We start from the raw sequence: 18,437 nt of genomic DNA on the forward strand, positions 1-18,437 counted from the left end.
TCAAGCGCCAGATCGATTGCCACGGAATTGTCCAGCTCGTCCGGTCTGCGTGTCCTATAAGCATTGCGGTGAGTTAACACATTCGCAATCTTTGGGGAGCAGACAGGCATGGGATCGGAACGACCAAACACAGAACGGAAAGCGCTCGACGTCAATCTGGACGCACGGCGGTATGGGTCGTTCGCAGAGATCGGCGCGGGACAGGAAGTGGTCCGATGGTTCTTTCGCGTCGGGGCTGCGGCCGGCACGATTGCCAAAAGCATGTCGGCCTACGACATGTCGGTCAGCGACGCGATCTACGGGCAGTGCGAACGCTACGTCTGCCGCAAGCGTTTGGAAGACATGCTCGATCACGAGCACTCTCTCAACCTGCAACGGCTGCGCGAGAGTCGCGGGGACACGACAGCCTTCTTTGCGTTTGCCGACACCGTTTCGGCCCGCAACTTTCACGGCACCAACGATTGCCACGGCTGGATGGGCATTCGGTTCCAAGCCCACCCACGCGACCAAGACAGCCAAATCATCATCCACGTCCGGATGCTCGACACCGAAAACGCACTTCAACAGGAAGCGCTCGGGATCGTCGGTGTGAATCTGTTGTATGGGGCGTTCTTCTTAAATCACGAACCGGATCAATTGATCGAATCGCTGTTGGATAACCTCAGTACGCGGCGGATTGAAATCGACATGATCGAATTCTCCGGGATCGCGTTCCGACACGTCGACAATCGCGTGATGAGTTTGCGATTGGTTCAACTGGGACTCAGCAGCGCGGCGATGTTCTCAGCAGATGGCGAAGTATTGCAACCGTCCGAAGTGCTGTACAAAAAGCCGATCCTTGTCGAACGGGGCAGCTTCCGTCCGCTGACCAACGTCAACGTCGACATGCTGCAAGCGGCTCAAGAGAAATTCCATCACGAAGAAGATATCGACCCGGACGAAGTGGTCACGCTGGCCGAGATCACGATGCGCAACCTGCAAGCCAATGGCAACATCGATCTCCGCGACTTCCTAGCCCGCGTCGACGTCCTGGCGGCATGCGGAATGACTGTCCTGATCTCCGATTATTTCGAATACTACCGCTTGGCAGCCTATCTGGCGCGGTACACCAAGAAGAAGATCGGGATCACGATGGGTGCTGCGAGTCTGATCGAACTGTTCGACGACAAATATTACACCAAGCTCGACGGCGGAATACTGGAATCGTTTGGCCGGCTGTTTAAGAACGATCTGAAACTGTACATCTATCCGCTCCTGGATCGCAAATCGGGGGAACTGACGACGATCGAAAACCTGAAGATCGCCGACGAACTGCGGACCTTGTATCAGTATCTGGTCGACAAAGGCTGCATCGAACAACTCGATAACTTCAATCCCGCCCACCTCTCGACTTTCTCGCGTGAAGTGCTGCGTCAGATTCAAGTCAACGATACCAGCTGGGTCAACCACGTCCCCCCTGCGGTCGCCGAACTGATCCAACAGCGAGGCTTCTTCGGATGTCGCCGCACGCCTCCGTCCGAAGTGATCCAACCGGCGGCGATCTCCGCCCCGCCGATCGCACCGCTGCCGATCGATCAAGGGCAACTGGTTCCATCGCTTGCCGGATCAATCCACTAATCCGATCTGATTCCTGGAACGCAAGCGATTGCGTCGAAGCGGAATCACCCAGGATGAAAATCGCCACCGCTCTGCTATCCTTCAGGGAACAAAATTTTCGCTCCTTGAAGGAATCCCAATGCGAATCCAGCCGACAAGCCATGTCGATCTGTCGACGCCCAGCGGCGCGATGCGAACTCACCTGTTTCGCCCCGCAACGGAAGGCAAATTCCCCGGTCTGATCCTCTACTCCGAGATCTACCAGATGACCGCTCCCATCGCCCGCACGGCAGCATTGCTCGCCGGGCACGGTTTTCTGGTCGCGGTCCCCGATGTGTACCACGAATTCACCGAGCTGGGCGAAGCGTTTGCTTACGACCAAGCCGGCACCGATCGCGGCAACGCGTTGAAGACAACCAAGGAACTGACCAGCTACGACGCCGACACCGACGCGGTGATCGATTACTTCAACAGCGATCCGGGCTGCAGCGGACGGATCGGCGCGGTGGGAATCTGTCTTGGCGGACATCTCGCGTTTCGAGCGGCGATGAATCCCCAAGTGCATACCGGCGTCTGCTTCTACGCAACCGACATCCACAAAGGAAGCTTGGGCAAGGGAATGGCCGACGATTCGCTCGCTAGGATCCCCGAGATCCACGGCGAATTGATGATGATCTGGGGACGACAAGATCCTCACATTCCGCTGGAAGGACGACGGATCATCTACGATGCGTTGACCGCCGCGGAGACTCGTTTCACCTGGCACGAATTCAACGGCGAACATGCGTTCATGCGAGACGAAGGGCACCGCTACGATCCGGCACTGGCACTTTCACTCTACACAATGGTCTGCCAACACTTGTCGAACCAGCTGAAATAGCGACGCCAACAACAAAACGGACAATGGGACCCGCGCCACCGCGACGCGATTACTTTGTTGCCGATTCCTTTTCCATCCCCGCAGCAGAACTTCCGATTGTGTCATTCCGCTCGCTTAGAATCCGATTGCTGTTGCCGCTGATCTTATGTTCGGTGTTGGCGGCTGCTGGTGTCGCTGCGGGGTCCTATTGGTTGGCAGCCCGCTGGGCGACGCGCGATCTTCAATCGCGATTGGTCGGCATCCAACGGACGCTTTCCCAGTCGACGTTCCCGTTGAATCGGGTCGTCTTGCGATTGCTGGCCGACCTGACCCAGTCCGAACTTGTCACGCTCGATTCGCGTGGCGCGGTGCTGCAGCAAACCATCGACGCGCCATCGCAATCGCTGGCGGATCTGGAGCACCTGTTGGCGACATCGCACGACGCAAACGAAGTGGCTCAGGTGCAAATGCTCAAGCTACCGCAAAAGCGATATCTGGCGTATCGATTCCCAACGCAAAATCCGGCGATGCGATCCGACCGAGTCGATTCCGTGCTGATCCTGTTCGACGAAGCGCTGCTGCAAGACGCACAACGCCGCGCGGCGATCCTGCCGTTGGTGACCGGGCTGTCGACGATCCTCGCCCTGACATCGATCACGTTGTTGGTGACCGAAAGGATGGTCCGGCGGATCGCGGCATTGCGCGTTCGTGTCGACCGGGTTGCCGCCGGCGACTTTGAATCGAAAGTCTCCGACAACGTCGGCGACGAACTGGGGCATCTGGGAGCCGCGGTCGAAACGATGGCCAGCCAATTGAGACATTTATGGGCAACGGTCCATCGCCAGGAAGGAGAAAAACTGCTGCATCAGATTGCCGGCGGGATGGCTCATCAATTGCGCAACAGCTTGACCGGCGCAAGGATGGCGATCGAATTGCACGCCAGCGACTGTGGCGATCCGACAGACGAAGGACTGCAGATCGCGATCGCGCAGATCGAACAGGCCGAAGATTATGTGCGACGATTGCTGCTGGTCGCGTCGGGGCGACAGGACAAGGATCAACCTGCCGATGCGATGCGATGTCTTCAGGATGTGCAAGCGAGCTTGGCTCCGATCGCGCGGCATCTGAACGTGAACTTGCATTGGGACCTCGCCTTGGACCTCGCCAACCAACAGGTAAAAGACGGGGCGACGTTGTCGGCAGCGATTTCCAATTTGGTGCTCAACGCGTTGCAGACCGCGGGGGACGTCCACGTGCAGGCGAAGGTTCGCAATCAGCAATGGCTGCAAGTATCGATCAGCGACGATGGCCCTGGGGTTCCCGAAGCGATCGCCGATGAATTATTTGAGCCGTTTGTCACGTCAAAGCCCGAAGGCCTGGGATTGGGGTTACCGGTGGTTCGCCGCGCCGCGGAGCATCTGGAGGGACGTGTGGTCTGGAGGCGTCGCCAGCAACGGACCGTGTTTGACTTCTATGCCCGGATTATGTGATAACCCGAAGATGGATAAAGAAACTGAAACCGAAATTCAATCCGACGTCGACACGCAACTCTCCGACACCCCTTCGGTCGTCCTGGTTGTCGACGATGAACCGTCGATCTGCTGGGCCTTTGAAAAGATGCTCTCTCAGCAAGGGCACAGGGTGTTGACGGCGTCATCGGCGGAGGAAGGGTTGCTGCTCGCTGCGGAGCATTCACCGGCGCTGGTGCTGTTGGATGTTCGCCTGCCCAAAGAAGATGGCATCACGGCGTTACCAAAGTTCCTGAAGGCGACCAACAACGCCGCCGTGATCGTGATGACAGCGTTTGGCGATTTGGACACGGCGGTCAATGCGATTCGGAACGGGGCCAGCGACTATCTGATCAAACCGTTTCGGTTAGCCGATGCGCAGCGGACCTGCCGGCAAGCGCTACGTGCGGCGCTCGACCGCCGCAGCCAACCGGCCACGCCGCAACCGATGCCCAGCGGTCAACAGGTCCTGGTGGGGCAATCCCCAGCGATGCAGCAGGCGTTCCGCCAGATCGCGTTGGTTGCTGCGAGCGACCTGTCGGTGTTGATCACTGGCGAAACCGGAACCGGCAAAGAATTGGTCGCGGCCGCAATCCACCGCAACAGCCAGCGTGCCGACAAGCCGTACATCCCGATCGCTCCGGTCGCCCTGAACCCCGATCTGATCGAAAGCGAATTGTTCGGTCACGCCAAAGGAGCCTTCACCGGCGCGACCGACGATCGGGCGGGATTGTTTGAACAGGCTCAAGGGGGAACGATCCTGTTGGACGAAATCGGCGACCTGCCTCTGGCCGCGCAAGTTAAATTGCTGCGGGTGTTGGAACAGGGGGAATACAGTCGCGTCGGCGACCTGCGCGTCCGACACGCCAACGTCCGCATCATCGCCGCCACCAACTGCGACTTACACCATGCCGTGCAGGAGGGGACGTTCCGCGAGGACCTGTACTACCGATTGACCGGCGTACGGATCCATCTCCCGCCGCTGCGACAACGCCCCGAAGACATCCCGTTGTTGTGCCAGCATTTCTTATCCGCGATGGACTACCCAGGCTTCGACGCGGCGGTCGACGCGGAACTGGTAACCGAACTGCAATCGCGTCCCTGGAGCGGAAATGTCCGCGAACTGAAGAATGCGATCCAACACGCGGCCGTGGTGGCGCGCGGCCGGGCCTTGGAGGCGACCGACTTTCCGCCATCGACACCCGCTCGTGGCGAGACGTCCACGTCGAATGCGACGACGCTGAACGACAGCGTGACCGCGTGGGCGAGACAAACGATCGCGACAGCCAAGCAACCGCTGAACGACCTGCACGCACAATTCTTGGCGGCCAGCGAACCGGCGCTACTGCAGATCGCAATCGAACATACCGCTGGCAATCGCGCCAAGGCGGCGGAGATCTTGGGGATCCATCGCGGCACGCTTCGCGACCGCTTGCGGGCCTACCAGATGGACGCTCCCAACGGAGATTGATCGCGGGGGCAGACAGCGACCGAGCGGTTGAACCCCGCTACTTATTGTTCGCTGGCAATTGATCGATCTCGTCTAACGTCACGATCCAACCGCGGCAGGTCTCGGCACCACAGCGGCAAGGGATGGCACACTCGGCAGCCCAGTTGTAATCGATCGTCAACTGCTCGCCCGCCTCGATATCGCGAAGCGCCAACAGATAGACCTCGGGAATCGCATCGGGCTGATCCTCGTACTCATCCCAGGTGAACTGGCAGTTCGGTTCACAGCAATGGTTCAGAAACCGGAAGGGAGCATCGGGTTCCAAAGTGGCTTTTTCACCGATGTCGATGCAATACTCCGAACCATAGTTCGGGTCATCATGGATTTTCCCAGTGATCCAACCGACCACGTCGTGGGCTCGAAAATCCTGGTCGGCAAACACCCCATTGCCAATGGGCGTCGATTGAACATTGACTGCCGGACCGGGTTCGTCGTCGGTCGTCGGCGAAGTTTCAGATTTCAACAAGGGAAGATTCCTCCAACACGCGCCGTGAGATGCCGTCGTGGCTAGAGGAAAAGATTAGTGCTTTGCTGGCAATTCAACCAGCCCTTATCTGCAGCAAACGCAGCCAGTTTACGCGATTGCGACAGTTTCTCCCTCACAAACAAACCAGGCGTGGTGGACAGCTTGCCGAACCGAATCGTCCGACAGGTGCAAATCGTCGACGATCGAAGCGATGGTCTGCGGGTTGCCAGCGCGATAGACGAAGTCCCAGATTTGGTTTCGCAATGCTTCCATCTCTTCGTTTTCCAATGGTTCGCTCACAGGATCGCCTTTCGCATTGCGCTTGATTGACTTGGTTTCGTTTAGCAGCAGGAACAATAACCTGTAGTCCGGTTCTACCGAAGCAAATTCACGCCATTTGACCGGAATTGCCGGATGTTTTTTGCCCTCCCCTTGGTCATCGGGCTATCGAGTCCAACGGGCTAAGCGATTCCAGCGAAGTTCCAAATCATATTCAATTAAATGGACCATTAGACCTCGCGTTCTGCCCCGGTATCGCAATCCGCGATCGATGGTCGATTTCCAGCCCCGTTAAGTCCATGCGAAGAACCGATGTAAATTTGGCTTCCTTCGATTGGTTTCAGCGGTAAATCAATGCAATCGGAAATTGCCTGCCGTTCTTTTTCCCCTTTACCGAATCGAAGGGATATTCCTCCGCCGAACCGTTGTCGTTTGCAAGCCGATCGGTCCCAAGAGAGGTCGGCTGCACGTCGAGAACGAACGAGCGGTCCCCAAACAATCTGAGAGGCATTGGAAATGAAACTGTACTTGTGGAGTATCACGTGCGTCACGCTAGCCTTCGGCAGTCTGGTTCATGCGGCCGACAAACCCAACATCGTCGTGATCATGGGAGAGACGACATCGGTTGGTTTACGCCCAGTTGCTACAACCACGGGATGATGGGGTAGCAAACACCCAACATCGATCGGATCGCCAAAGAGGGAGTGATGTTCACCGATGCGTACGGTCAGCAAAGCTGCACGGCCGGACGCGCAGCGTTCATCACCGGGCAATCTCCCAAGCGAACCGGATTGCTGAAAATCGGCATACCGGGCGAACCGACCGGTCTCCAAAGCGAAGCCCCGACACTTGCCGAACTGCTCAAACCCTACGGTGACGCGACCGGTCAATTCGGCAAAAACCATCTCGGCAACCTCGATGAATTCCTACCGACCAACGGCGGCACCGGATCGTGGTTCTTCGCGCAACAACCGCGGAAGGCACCGCTGATCATCGACCTGCGAGCCGACCCGTTTGAAATAGCTCCCGAAGATTCGTCGTACTACGACGACTGGTTGGTCCGCCACATATACGTAATGGTTCCGGTAAAAGCTCTCGTCGCCGATTTAATGGAGACGTTCAAAGACTTCCCACCGCGCCAAGAAAGCGGCAGCTTCACCCCGAAGCAATAGATCGCCCCACAAAAGGTATCACCGCCGACAGACGGCGGTGATGCGGCAGATCGGATCGCGCAGCACAGCCGTCCCAACGGCTGTGCTGTTTTCGTTTCTCACGACCGGTCGGTCGGTTACATTTCGATTTCGTAACCTTCTCGGTACGGACGCGCGAGCATCGCGTTGGCTTCGCTGTCACCGGTGATCTGTTCGTTCTCGCCATCCCAGTTCACGGTCCGTCCCAGCCGCGCAGAGATTCCGGCCAAGTGGCAGACGTTCAACATTTTCATGTGCGAATGAACGTCGGAGATCGGTTCGTCTCGCGTTCGCGTACAGTTCAAAAAGTTGGCCCAGTGCCCTTTGCGTTCCTTGCTTTCCATCGGCAGCCCCTTATAGGCTTTCTGGATCGCATCTTCAGGCAACGGATCGTCCGCGAGCGCTTCGACCGGTGCGCCGACCAGTTTCCGGCGGTTGACAAAAATCCGCCCCTTCTCGCCTTCGATCAGTACGCCGTTGTCGGTGTCGTTGCGGATCACCATCTCGGTGCCGTCAGCATATTTGGCGACAAAGTTAAACGCCGTCGCGGTGTTGTAGCGATCGGTCTGCTGTGGCCGGGCATCCTTAAATTCGACAGGATGCTTAGCGGTGCCGCCGATCGACAACGGCGACGTCGGCTGGCCGTTGACGCTTAACGCCCAGGTGGCGATGTCGACATGATGGGCTCCCCAGTCGGTCAATTTGCCGCCGGAGTATTCGTACCACCAACGGAATTCATAGTGTCCGTTGGTCTTGCCGCGTCCCTCGCCAGGCAAATAGCGGTAATCGGTTTTCTGAGCTGGTCCCAGCCAACGATCCCAGTCCAGCCCCACGGGCGTGTCGGCAACAGGAATCGCAGGGCTGGTCGGTGCGCCACCGATCGCCGCTTGCACGCGCAAGATCTTCCCCAATCGACCTTGCTGAACCATCGCGATCGCTTTGGTGAACAGATGGAACGTGCTGCGTTGCTGGGTTCCGACCTGGACGATCCGCCCCGTCTCCCGCTGCACTTTGCGGATCAATTTCCCCTCATCGATCGTCAGCGTCAGCGGCTTTTCGCAGTAGATATCCTTGCCGGCGAGCATCGCTTCGATCACCGGTTTGGTATGCCAGTGGTCGGGGGTGGCGATGTGAACGATCTTGATGTCGTCGCGGTCTAAAATTTTGCGATAGTCGTCGTAGACATCGGCCTTGCCTTCGGAGAGCTTCTTGTTGGCAGCTTCCTGCCGCGACTTATCCGCGTCGGCGATCGCAACCACATCGAGATAATCCGCTGCCGAACGCATGTTTCCCAGCCCCATGCCACCAGCACCGATCAAGCCGATCGGAATTCGATCGTTCTTCGATTGGGTTTCGTCGGCCAGCGTTTTGCTGCGAGAAAAGAAATACGGGACCGAAGCGCCCGCACTGGCAGCAACCGAAGTTCGCAAAAAGTCACGACGATTTTGTTTACTCATCAGGAAGAATCTTGGGCTGGATGGGTTGTGAAGTCAGGCACAACGGTTGGCCGATCGCAAATTGGGGCCAAACGTTCGGACAGCGATAACGCAATGCGCCGCCCCCATACTAGCACCACGAGGGAAAGAAATCGACTCTTCAGCAACGCAGCGGCCTCGCCGCGGGAAACTTCAGCTGAGGTTTAGGTCGACAAAACAGGCCCGTTGACGCTCCGTCGACGTGCTTTCCAGTCGCGGATCCTCGCCCAAGCAGCGATCGACCTTGTGAGGACAACGGGGATGAAAGGCACATCCGGTGGGCAATTCCGCCAGGTGAGGCGGTTGGCCTTCGATCGCTTTGAGCAATTCGCTGCCGTCTTGATCCCAACGCGGGATCGAAGCCAGCAAGCCTTGAGTATAGGGATGCTGTGGCTTGGCGAACAATTGATCGACCGGTGCCTTTTCGACAATTCGTCCTGCATACATCACCAACACGCGGTGGCAGATGTTGGCCACGACGCCCAGGTCGTGAGTGATCATGATGATCGCGGTGTTGTGTTCGCGCTGCAATTTCTTCAGCAGATCCAGAATCTGAGCCTGGATCGTCACGTCGAGCGCAGTCGTCGGTTCGTCGGCGATCAAGATCTCGGGGTTGCATGACAACGCCATCGCGATCATCACCCGTTGCCGCATCCCGCCGCTGAATTGATGCGGATAGTCTTGCAAGCGTTTCTCGGGGGCACTGATCCCGACCTGGGTCAGCATTTCGATCGCATGTTCGGTCGCTTGGCGACGATTAAATCCCAGATGCAAACGAGTGACTTCGGTCAATTGATCTTCGACCGTCAGAAATGGATTCAGCGCTGTCATCGGATCTTGAAAGATCATCGCGATCCGACGGCCGCGGATCGCACTCAATTGATCCTGCGACAGCGCCAACAGATCTTGATTGTCGAACATCGCCCGACCACTCGTAATCTTCCCCGGCGGCATGGGAATCAAACCCATCATCGCCAGGTTGGTCACGCTTTTGCCGGAGCCCGATTCGCCGACGATCCCGACGGTCTCTCCCGCAGCGACATCAAACGAAACGCCGCGCACCGCGTCGAGCATGCCATCGTCGGTGCCAAATCCAACGCCCAGATTTTCAACAGACAATAACGGCTTGCTCATGATTGATTCTTCATCCTCGGATCCAACGCGTCGCGGAGTCCATCGCCTAGGAAGTTCAGTGCGAACAAAGTTCCCGCCAGCGCAGCACCGGGAAAGACGACCAACCACCACCGCGATTTCAGTGGCGTGATCGCTTGGACGCCGTCGTTGACCAACAGCCCCCAGGAGACGTCGGGCGGCGAAACGCCCAAGCCAAGAAACGACAGGAACGCTTCGAACAACATCACCGCTGGGATCGTTAGCGTCAGATAAACGATCACGATTCCCAACACATTCGGGACCAGATGACGAAAGATGATCCGCCGCTGCGACGCGCCAACGGTTCGCGCTGCGTCGACAAATTGCTCGTGCTTCAGCGACAGCACCTGACCGCGGACGACCCGCGACATGGTCAGCCAATAGATCGCACCGATCACGATATAGAAGATCGTGATCTGATCGATCCCAAACGACTTCAGCGACGCCGCAATCGACTCCTCGCTTAAAAACGTCATCAGGAAGATCACCACAAAGATGAACGGCACCGAATACAACACGTCGACGATCCGCATCATCACCGCGTCGACACGACCGCCAAAGTACCCCGACGTGGCTCCGTAGGAGACGCCGATCACCAAGCTGACAATCGTCGCCACCACACCGACAACCAAGGACACACGGGCACCCCAGAACAGCCGAGCCAGCATATCGCGGCCGAGGTCATCGGTGCCGCAGATGCTCGGCAGAGCCCAGTCGCCGAAAACCGCGACTCGCAGCCGAGTCAGCTGCCACGCCAACGGATCCAATTGGTTCCACATCTGGCTGAACGGATGCGCGGTGGTCTGCAATTGAACGATCTCCGCGTCCAACGCCTCGCGGGCGGCTGGATCCGCCGCATCGGCGCGCTCGGCCTGCAGCGTGGCGATCGATCGATTAACCTCCGCCACTTCCGCCGACAAGCTGTTGTCGGTGAACTTCAGATCTTGGCGTTGCCCCATTCGATAGGATTGCAGATTGGGAGCCATGCCGCGGCGATTGTCCAGATCTTTATCCAACGGACTTTGCAGCGGCAAGGCGGGCGTCAGAAACGCCAACACCCCCAACGCGATTAGAAAATACATCGACAGCATCGACGCCCGCCGCCGACGCAGTCGTCGCCAAGCATCCTGCCACAGCGAGACCCCTTGGATCCGCTGCGCATCACTCAACAACTGGCGATAATGCGCCCGCTGCTGGTCGGTCATTTGTTCGGTTGCGATCTCGGGATCAGCCATCTTCTTGTGAACTACTCCAGCTTTACACGTGGATCGATGATCGAATACGACAGGTCGACCAGTGTATTCATCAAGAACAGCAGCGCTGTGTAAACCAAAACCAAGCCCATCGCTAGCGAATAATCGCGTTGCAACGCAGCTTCAACAAAGTGACTGCCCATCCCGGGGATCGCAAAAATCTGCTCCAACACGATCGACCCGGTCAACACCCGCGCCGCCGCGGGGCCAAGGTAGGAGACGACGGGCAACAACGCACCGCGAAGCGCATGTTTGCCGATCACCTTGTACATCGGCAACCCCTTCGCTTTCGCCGTGCGGATATAGTCTTGGCCGATCGTCTCCAACAAACCAGCTCGAGTCAGCCGCGCGATGTAAGCGGCAACGGGAGCTCCCAGGCACAACGCCGGCAACACCAGATGCCAAGCGCTGCCCCACCCCGCCGTCGGAAACAAATTCAAGCCGAACACAAAGATGATGATCAGCATGCTGGCGAGGACAAAGTTCGGGATCGCGATCCCCAAGGTTGCCAGAATCATCAACGTCAGGTCGCCGATCGAACCCGGCTTGAGTGCGCTGACCACGCCCGCGGTCACGCCCAACAACAGCGCAAAGGAAAGCGCCAGGATCGCCAGCGATGCCGAAATCGGAAAGCCTTGAGCGATCACTTCGTTGACGGAAAAGTCTTCCAAGCGAAAGCTGGGACCAAAATCGCCGGTCAGGTCGCGGCCGAGTTCGCGAAAGTATTGCGTGGGCAACGGATCGTTTAATCCGTAACGCGCTTCGATGTTCCGTTTGATCGCTTCGGGAACGTTCTTCTCGCTACTGAACGGACCGCCGGGGACAAACCGCATCAGAAAGAACGAGACGGTAAAGACGATCCACAGCGTCAGCAGCATCCAGCCGAGTCGACGTATCAAAAATATGATCAAGTCCTGCACGACAATTTTCTCATGGAGGCAACAAGCTGTTGGCTGCGGCGGCAGTGCCGTCGATGTCGTAAAATCCTACAACAAGTAGCGGCTTTGGCCCACCCTGGTTTTCCGTGAACGATTCCTCGTCGTAAAGCTTCCGTTCTCCATCGCCCCCGCGACCGCTGCCAAGCCTCGGATCGCACTTTGCCGCGGCCCCCGCTTCGTCGCGGGTTGCACTCCGCCGTCAATCGCGAGAAAATGAGCCGACAACTTGTTCCACACCACCGTTGGCCGAAACATCGGCTGCCGATGACGGACCATCAATATCGCAAACGGATAGATCCGACTTGACCCATCATTATTTGGTTCGCTCCGGTGCCTGGGGCGAAATCTCGCAACATCGCCCCGTCGACGGCAACGCCTATCGCCGCGGCGACCGCGTGATCTGCGAGACCGCTCGGGGCTTGGAAATCGGCGAGGTCGTCACCGAAGTCGATTCCGATGCCTCCGCCGGCCTGATTCTGCGGCGGATGACCGACCAGGATGAACTGCTGCAAAAGCGACTGGAACGATATAAACGTAAAGCGGTCCAGGAATGCCGCGATCGATTGACCGCGGCCGGGATCGACGCGGTGCTGTTGGAAGTGGAACAGTTGTTCGATGGCCGAACGTTGTTCTTCCATTTTTTGGGCGAAACGAATGCCGATGTCGAAGCAATCACCAATGAATTGGCCGATGCGTACGAACAGCATGTACGGAGCCGCCATTTTGCCAAACTGCTCCGCGAGGGCTGCGGTCCCGATTGTGGTACCAAAGAGGGCGGCGGTTGCTCCGGCGGATGTGCGGTCTGCGTTGTCGCGTCGGCCTGCAGTTCGACTGCCAAGAAATCATAACTCCTGCGACAGCCCCACCGGCCAAGTTCACGCGTCTCTGTTGTGGCAATCAATTGCCACGGCATCAAATCGGTGAACGTTTTACCCCCAAACCCTGGGATGCCTCGTGCGAATTGAGTGGATCTGATGGACGGCCCATTGCTCTGGTCCTTCATGCTTTTGGCAGCCGGACTGTTGTTGATCATCGTCGAATTCTTTGTTCCCAGCGGCGGGTTCCTGGCGATCGCCAGCGTTCTATCGCTGATCGGCAGCATTATCGTCGGTTTTTCCGTCAGCTTGCGATGGGGAATGTTGATGGTCGTCTTGGTGGCGGCGATCGTCCCGGTGGTCCTGATGTTCACCGTGCGGTTATGGCCGCGGACGGCGATGGGACGCAGCATCATGACGCGGCAACCGGGGGATCCCTTGCCCAACGTGCTGCCCGACGACGCATACCACCGCAAAATTAAATCGCTGCAAGGACGCGTCGGAGTTGCGATCAACGACATGCTGCCCAACGGAACGATTAAAATTGATGGCGAAAAGTTCGATGCGGTCAGTTCGGGCGGCGCGATCGATCGCGGGCAAACGATCGAGGTTTTCCGAATCGATTCGGGCAAACTACATGTGCGGGCGACATCTCGCAGCATCGACGACGGTGCCAACCGGATCGAACGTGGCAAATCGCCGCTGGACCAACCGATCGAACAACTGGGAATCGACAGCTTGGAAGACCCATTGGCTTAACATCAAGGTAAATCCGTTATTGTGTCTGCGCAAATCCGCCGCCGCGCCGTAGCGTCCGGCTGATACCTCAAGTTGATGAACTGAATCGCCCTGGCTTAAACTTGCAAACGCTTGACTTTGCAGCGGCACTGGGGTAACAACTGCATCCATAAGACTTAGTTGCACTTCGTAAGGATCACACCATGACAGCGTTGAATTCATCGATGCTTCTTGCTCAAGGCCAGGACGCAAACGTCCTCTGGCTTGCGTTCATCGTTTTTGTTGTCATCGGGATGATGATCTTTGCGATGGTCTTCTTCAGCTATTTCGGACTCTGGATCCAGTCGCTGCTGACCGGATCCAAGGTCACCCTGGGCGATTTGCTAGGGATGACCTTCCGGAACGTCAACGCGCGAACGATTGTCCGCGGCAAGATCATGTCGACTCAAGCGGGCATCGAAGATCCCGAACTGACCAGCAAAGCTTTGGAAGCGCATTACCTGGCCGGTGGTAACGTTCCCCAAGTGATCCGGGCGTTGATCGCTGCCAAAAAAGCGAAGACGATCAGCCTGACCTTTCGCGAGGCGACGGCGATCGATTTGGCAGGCCGCGACGTGCTCGAATCGGTGCAGACCAGCGTCTATCCCAAAGTCATCGATTGCCCACCGCGCGGTTCGGTGAAACCATCGCTCGATGCCGTCGCGAAAGATGGTATCCAATTGAAGGTCAAAGCCCGCGTGACCGTGCGTGCGAACCTGCAACAATTGATTGGTGGTGCCACCGAAGAAACGATCATCGCTCGCGTCGGCGAAGGGATCGTCAGCGCGATCGGTAGCGCCGAAGGGCACAAAAACGTACTCGAAAATCCCGACCTGATCTCCAAATGGGTTTTGTCGAAGCGACTCGATTCCCAAACTGCGTTTGAAATCGTTTCGATCGATATCGCCGACATCGATGTTGGCGTCAACGTGGGCGCTCGATTGCAAGCCGATCAGGCCGAAGCGGACACCCGCGTGGCCCGCGCTCGCGCAGAAGGCCGACGTGCGATGGCGGTAGCGGAAGAACAAGAAAAGTTCGCCGATATCGAGAACAGCCAAGCGATGCTGGTCGCCGCGCAAGCCGAAGTTCCCCTGGCGATGGCTGAAGCCTTCCGCAGCGGCAAATTGGGAATCCTCGACTACTACAAACTGCAGAACATCAACGCCGATACCGACATGCGAAAAGCGATCTCGCGTTCGACACGCGATGCGAGCGAATTGGCAATCCAGAAACAACAACAAGCCCAAGCCCAGAGCTAAACCATGGCCGACGACATCGAAGCGTTTCTGCGACGCGCCGCTCAACGCCGCAAGGAACAAGCCGCCCGCAAGGCGGCCCCAGCGGCCAAGTCGCGGCCGGAGTACACCGACAGTCGCGCCGAGCGAACGATTCGCCAAGTCCGCCCCGAGGAGGTCGTCGTCGAAGCGGAGATCGTCGACGATTCGGCCGGCATCAGCGACTTAAGCAGTCGCCATCTGCAAGCCGATCACCTGGCCAATACGGTCGGACAAGCCGACGACAAGATGGAAGCGCATATCCAAAAAGTGTTCGACCACCAGGTCGGTCGATTGGCCAGCGAACCGTCCGAGCCCGTGATTCACTCGGTCGTCGATGATGACATCGCCAAGACATTGATCTCTCTGCTGCAGACACCCCAAGGCGTCCAACAAGCGTTTTTGCTGCGTGAAATCATCGACCGCCCCGAACACCGCTGGGATTGATCGAGCGCAGAAGTGGCGCCATCGTTCCGGCGCAAATGCCGCTGCCCAGTCTTTGCATCACGTCGACGCTCCATCGGTGGGCACGGCCATCCAAATGCTCCCCACGGCTCTGGCCTTCCAAAACAAACCTTCTCTTCGCACCGACTCCAGGAACGATTTCGCATGAGCAATTTGGCAGATTCGATGCAGCAGCAAGCGGAAGAATTCCAGGCGAGATACGCTGCGGTACGCGAGCAGATTGGCCGCGTGATCGTCGGCCACGACGACATCGTTCACGGTGTCTTGACCGCGATGCTGATCGGCGGACACTGCCTTCTCGAAGGGGTCCCTGGGCTGGGCAAGACGATGCTGGTTCGCACGCTCGCCGAAACGCTCGACCTCCAGTTCAGCCGGATTCAATTCACGCCCGATCTGATGCCCGCCGATATCCTGGGCACCAACATGATCGTCGAACGTGACGGGCAAAAGAACTTTGAATTCCAACGCGGACCGATCTTCACGCAAATCCTGCTGGCCGACGAAATCAACCGTGCCACCCCCAAGACGCAATCCGCGTTGCTGGAAACGATGCAGGAGGGAACCGTCACCGCCGGCGGCACCCGTTACACGATGGACAAGCCGTATTTTGTCTTGGCCACACAGAACCCGATCGAACAAGAAGGGACCTACCCGCTGCCCGAAGCCCAACTGGACCGGTTCATGTTCAAACTGGTCGTCGGTTACAGCACGCGCGAACAACTGGCGACGATCATCGAGCGGACGACCAGCCGTGAAACCGTCCATCCAACCAAGGTCATGGATGGCGCCGAGATCATTCGCTGGCAACACCTGGTTCGCGAAGTGATCCTCGCCTCACACGTCCAGGATTATATCGTCCGCTTGGTCCTGGCGACCCATCCCGACGGACCGCTGGCGACGCCGATCACCAACCAATACGTTCGCTGGGGCAGCAGTCCACGCGGAGCCCAAACGTTGGCATTGGCCGCCAAGGTGCGCGCACTTCTGGAAGGCCGCTTTAACGTCAGCTTTGAAGATGTCCGGCGCGTCTATTTACCCGCGATGCGGCATCGCGTGCTGCTGAACTTCGAAGCCCAAGCCGAAGGAATCGAACCCGATCGCGTGCTGCTAGAGATCCTGGAGAAGGTTGCCGAAAAGGCCGACTGAACTACCGCGGTGAAGCGGCTTGGACGACCGGTGTTTCTCGCGATTCCCGATCGATCAGGATCCGATCGGTCCCCAACGAATATCGATCTTCCGATTCGATCCGAGCCAGCACCAACGAGCTTTTCGTCAACGTCGCGGGAAGCTTCAATTGAACCGCAAACTCTCCCGGTTCAACCTCGCAAATGGTCCTCTCCAACAACGAATCGCTCGCCGCGCGATGCCGATCGATTTCGCTCAGATGCCGCAACTCATCGCGACTCGGTTCGCCGCGACGGTGCAGCTCCAGTGTCAACTTGCCGCCGTGAGGTGCCGTTCCGTTGACCGTGATCTCGGTTCCCGCCGGAGCACTCACCGGACATTCCAGCGACACCACCTCGGGATGCGAGATCTGCAACAACGGATCGCCCAATAGATTGTACAACCGCGTATGCTCCAACCGCTCCTGCGGCAACCGGTCCGACGTCGGGCTGAGCATCGCCGCCATCGCATCGAGCATGCCAGGAACGGCCCCCTGCCCAGGCTCTCTGACCGCCAGACGCGAAGTCTCCAGCCAAACTTGGCCCAGGGTATCGGGACGCGATTCAAACCACGATTGGATCAACGAGGTTGCGATGATCGCATTCCCATAGGGAAGCGTCATCCTCGAACCAGCAAAGACGGCGATCGGCCCTCCCGGTTCCAACAACATCTGCTCCGCCAAACAATCGTCTTGCGCATCGAAGGCCCCGGTGTAGCAAGCCAACAGCAACGCGATCGGCGATCGCTCCGCGGGACGTTTCAACTGGGAAACACTTGTGTCGTCCAAGATCGGCGTCCCGGCGGCGGTTGCTGGCACCCGATCCAATTGCGTCACGTGACCATGACCGGCGTAAACCCAAAACAGGCCGCCACCATTAAAACCGTTGACGACGGTTTGGCAGAAGTTTTTCGCCCCGGGAAAAAACGGACTCGTTGGACTCGCATACGTAACGCGTGTCTGAATGCTGGAGGGGAGATTGGAGGTCAGGATGCCACGGACAACCGATTCCATCGCCGCATCGATCAACAGCCCAAACCCGCCGACTCCCGCGGTCAGGTCGACCTGATGTCGCCATGGACCGAAATGACGACTGGCTTCATACCGACGCACCCGATCGACAAACGATTCCACTTGATCGCCCCGTGCGATCGGAATCCGACCGACCGGCACATCGAGCGCTCCATCGCCATCCAAATCGCCGTACAGACTGTCGGTCGCCAGCGTCGGCAGCGACCCCAAAGAGGCTGCCACGGGGCTGGCCAGGTGGTGCGTGGGAACATGTCGACGGGGATCGACCGGCCAACGTGGGCCCTGAATTCGGCAGTCGCCAAAAATGACAACCGCTTCGGGACGCAGCCCCCTAGCAGCCACCATCGCCTGCAGATCGGCGACGACATCGCCGACCATCGGCTTGCTGTCGACGACGTGCACCGTCACCCCTTGGCTCTGCCGATACTCCACCCACGGGCCGATTGCCGGCCGTAGATCGGTGGCACAGACGACGATCGCGTCGCGGGCCGCGGCGGTCGAAACAAGCGTGAGTGCAAGCAGCGTGGCGAGCGTTCGCGAGAGCATGCATTTGCCTTTTGACGAAAAGGATCGATTGGAGTCGCACATCCGCTGGGGGGATGCGAGAAATAGCGTCTACCTAAACCGCTCTGGGCACAGCAACGCAAAGTCGATCTTACCGGCTTAGCTTTCCAAAAGTAAAGAGA

At 58.1% G+C, this 18,437-nt stretch carries 16 protein-coding genes and 1 pseudogene; 10 read left to right on the forward strand and 7 right to left on the reverse strand.

The features are described 5' to 3' along the window. The first annotated feature begins 108 nt into the window (after positions 1-108). The 4 genes from EC9_RS18950 (at position 109) to EC9_RS18965 (ending at position 5,434) form a co-directional block, all read left to right on the forward strand. Positions 109-1,617: a TonB-dependent receptor gene (locus tag EC9_RS18950; RefSeq protein WP_246105769.1), complete on the forward strand. Its 1,509-nt coding sequence runs from the start codon at positions 109-111 to the stop codon at positions 1,615-1,617. Positions 1,618-1,735: 118 nt separating this feature from the next. After that, positions 1,736-2,476 carry a dienelactone hydrolase family protein gene (locus EC9_RS18955; RefSeq protein WP_145347688.1) on the forward strand — a complete coding sequence of 247 codons (741 nt, stop codon included), beginning with the start codon at positions 1,736-1,738 and terminating at the stop codon, positions 2,474-2,476. Positions 2,477-2,607: 131 nt separating this feature from the next. Beyond that, complete coding sequence (locus EC9_RS18960) at positions 2,608-3,945, forward strand: sensor histidine kinase (protein WP_246105770.1); 1,338 nt, start codon at positions 2,608-2,610, stop codon at positions 3,943-3,945. Positions 3,946-3,955: 10 nt separating this feature from the next. Further along, positions 3,956-5,434 carry a sigma-54-dependent transcriptional regulator gene (locus EC9_RS18965; RefSeq protein WP_145347690.1) on the forward strand — a complete coding sequence of 493 codons (1,479 nt, stop codon included), beginning with the start codon at positions 3,956-3,958 and terminating at the stop codon, positions 5,432-5,434. Between the two features lie 37 nt (positions 5,435-5,471). Here EC9_RS18965 and EC9_RS18970 read toward each other — a convergent pair whose 3' ends face one another. Together EC9_RS18970 and EC9_RS18975 are read right to left on the reverse strand one after the other, a co-directional pair. Continuing rightward, the gene (locus EC9_RS18970; RefSeq protein ID WP_145347692.1) at positions 5,472-5,939 is read right to left on the reverse strand and encodes an SET domain-containing protein; all 468 of its coding nucleotides are present in this window, start codon (positions 5,937-5,939) and stop codon (positions 5,472-5,474) included. 108 nt (positions 5,940-6,047) lie between these two features. Beyond that, positions 6,048-6,239: a hypothetical protein gene (locus tag EC9_RS18975; protein WP_145347694.1), complete on the reverse strand. Its 192-nt coding sequence runs from the start codon at positions 6,237-6,239 to the stop codon at positions 6,048-6,050. Positions 6,240-6,734: 495 nt separating this feature from the next. Here EC9_RS18975 and EC9_RS18980 point away from each other — a divergent pair. Next, positions 6,735-7,177 (forward strand): annotated as a pseudogene (locus EC9_RS18980) (sulfatase-like hydrolase/transferase); the annotation flags it as partial. A 329-nt stretch (positions 7,178-7,506) separates the two neighbouring features. Here EC9_RS18980 and EC9_RS18985 read toward each other — a convergent pair. From EC9_RS18985 to EC9_RS19000, 4 genes are all read right to left on the reverse strand, one after another. Continuing rightward, the gene (locus tag EC9_RS18985) at positions 7,507-8,865 is read right to left on the reverse strand and encodes a Gfo/Idh/MocA family protein (protein ID WP_145347696.1); all 1,359 of its coding nucleotides are present in this window, start codon (positions 8,863-8,865) and stop codon (positions 7,507-7,509) included. Between the two features lie 171 nt (positions 8,866-9,036). Next, positions 9,037-10,017 (reverse strand): ABC transporter ATP-binding protein, encoded by a 981-nt coding sequence (locus tag EC9_RS18990; protein ID WP_145347698.1) that lies wholly within the window; start codon positions 10,015-10,017, stop codon positions 9,037-9,039. Then, on the reverse strand, positions 10,014-11,240 hold the full coding sequence (locus EC9_RS18995; RefSeq protein WP_218934839.1) for an ABC transporter permease: 1,227 nt from the start codon (positions 11,238-11,240) through the stop codon (positions 10,014-10,016). Before EC9_RS18995 ends, EC9_RS18990 begins: the two co-directional genes overlap by 4 nt. 41 nt (positions 11,241-11,281) lie before the next feature. Continuing rightward, positions 11,282-12,208, reverse strand: a complete 927-nt coding sequence (locus EC9_RS19000) for an ABC transporter permease (protein ID WP_145347702.1) — start codon at positions 12,206-12,208, stop codon at positions 11,282-11,284. A 320-nt stretch (positions 12,209-12,528) separates the two neighbouring features. Here EC9_RS19000 and EC9_RS19005 point away from each other — a divergent pair, with 320 nt between their 5' ends. From EC9_RS19005 to EC9_RS19025, 5 genes are all read left to right on the forward strand, one after another. Continuing rightward, positions 12,529-13,074: a PSP1 C-terminal domain-containing protein gene (locus tag EC9_RS19005; protein ID WP_145347705.1), complete on the forward strand. Its 546-nt coding sequence runs from the start codon at positions 12,529-12,531 to the stop codon at positions 13,072-13,074. A gap of 126 nt (positions 13,075-13,200) precedes the next feature. Continuing rightward, positions 13,201-13,800: an NfeD family protein gene (locus EC9_RS19010; RefSeq protein ID WP_145347707.1), complete on the forward strand. Its 600-nt coding sequence runs from the start codon at positions 13,201-13,203 to the stop codon at positions 13,798-13,800. 182 nt (positions 13,801-13,982) lie between these two features. Then, entirely contained in the window at positions 13,983-15,077 is a 1,095-nt protein-coding gene (floA, locus tag EC9_RS19015) for a flotillin-like protein FloA (RefSeq protein ID WP_145347709.1), read from the forward strand. Between the two features lie 3 nt (positions 15,078-15,080). Next, on the forward strand, positions 15,081-15,539 hold the full coding sequence (locus EC9_RS19020; protein WP_145347711.1) for a hypothetical protein: 459 nt from the start codon (positions 15,081-15,083) through the stop codon (positions 15,537-15,539). Between the two features lie 162 nt (positions 15,540-15,701). Then, positions 15,702-16,703, forward strand: a complete 1,002-nt coding sequence (locus EC9_RS19025; protein ID WP_145347712.1) for an AAA family ATPase — start codon at positions 15,702-15,704, stop codon at positions 16,701-16,703. Between the two features lies 1 nt (position 16,704). Here EC9_RS19025 and EC9_RS19030 read toward each other — a convergent pair whose 3' ends face one another. Continuing rightward, positions 16,705-18,297: a C25 family cysteine peptidase gene (locus tag EC9_RS19030; RefSeq protein ID WP_218934258.1), complete on the reverse strand. Its 1,593-nt coding sequence runs from the start codon at positions 18,295-18,297 to the stop codon at positions 16,705-16,707. Positions 18,298-18,437 lie beyond the last annotated feature (140 nt).

This window comes from Rosistilla ulvae, from assembly GCF_007741475.1.
GTDB classification, from domain to species: Bacteria; Planctomycetota; Planctomycetia; order Pirellulales; family Pirellulaceae; genus Rosistilla; species Rosistilla ulvae.

Excerpts from the sequence above, each read along its gene's own strand:
- EC9_RS18995 (WP_218934839.1), bottom strand. The coding sequence starts at position 11,240 with ATGACCGACCAGCAGCGGGCGCATTATCGCCAGTTGTTGAGTGATGCG.
- EC9_RS19030 (WP_218934258.1), bottom strand. The coding sequence starts at position 18,297 with ATGCTCTCGCGAACGCTCGCCACGCTGCTTGCACTCACGCTTGTTTCG.
- EC9_RS19020 (WP_145347711.1), top strand. The coding sequence starts at position 15,081 with ATGGCCGACGACATCGAAGCGTTTCTGCGACGCGCCGCTCAACGCCGC.
- EC9_RS18950 (WP_246105769.1), top strand. The coding sequence starts at position 109 with ATGGGATCGGAACGACCAAACACAGAACGGAAAGCGCTCGACGTCAAT.
- EC9_RS18955 (WP_145347688.1), top strand. The coding sequence starts at position 1,736 with ATGCGAATCCAGCCGACAAGCCATGTCGATCTGTCGACGCCCAGCGGC.
- floA (WP_145347709.1), top strand. The coding sequence starts at position 13,983 with ATGACAGCGTTGAATTCATCGATGCTTCTTGCTCAAGGCCAGGACGCA.
- EC9_RS18990 (WP_145347698.1), bottom strand. The coding sequence starts at position 10,017 with ATGAGCAAGCCGTTATTGTCTGTTGAAAATCTGGGCGTTGGATTTGGC.
- EC9_RS19025 (WP_145347712.1), top strand. The coding sequence starts at position 15,702 with ATGAGCAATTTGGCAGATTCGATGCAGCAGCAAGCGGAAGAATTCCAG.
- EC9_RS18985 (WP_145347696.1), bottom strand. The coding sequence starts at position 8,865 with ATGAGTAAACAAAATCGTCGTGACTTTTTGCGAACTTCGGTTGCTGCC.
- EC9_RS19010 (WP_145347707.1), top strand. The coding sequence starts at position 13,201 with ATGGACGGCCCATTGCTCTGGTCCTTCATGCTTTTGGCAGCCGGACTG.
- EC9_RS18965 (WP_145347690.1), top strand. The coding sequence starts at position 3,956 with ATGGATAAAGAAACTGAAACCGAAATTCAATCCGACGTCGACACGCAA.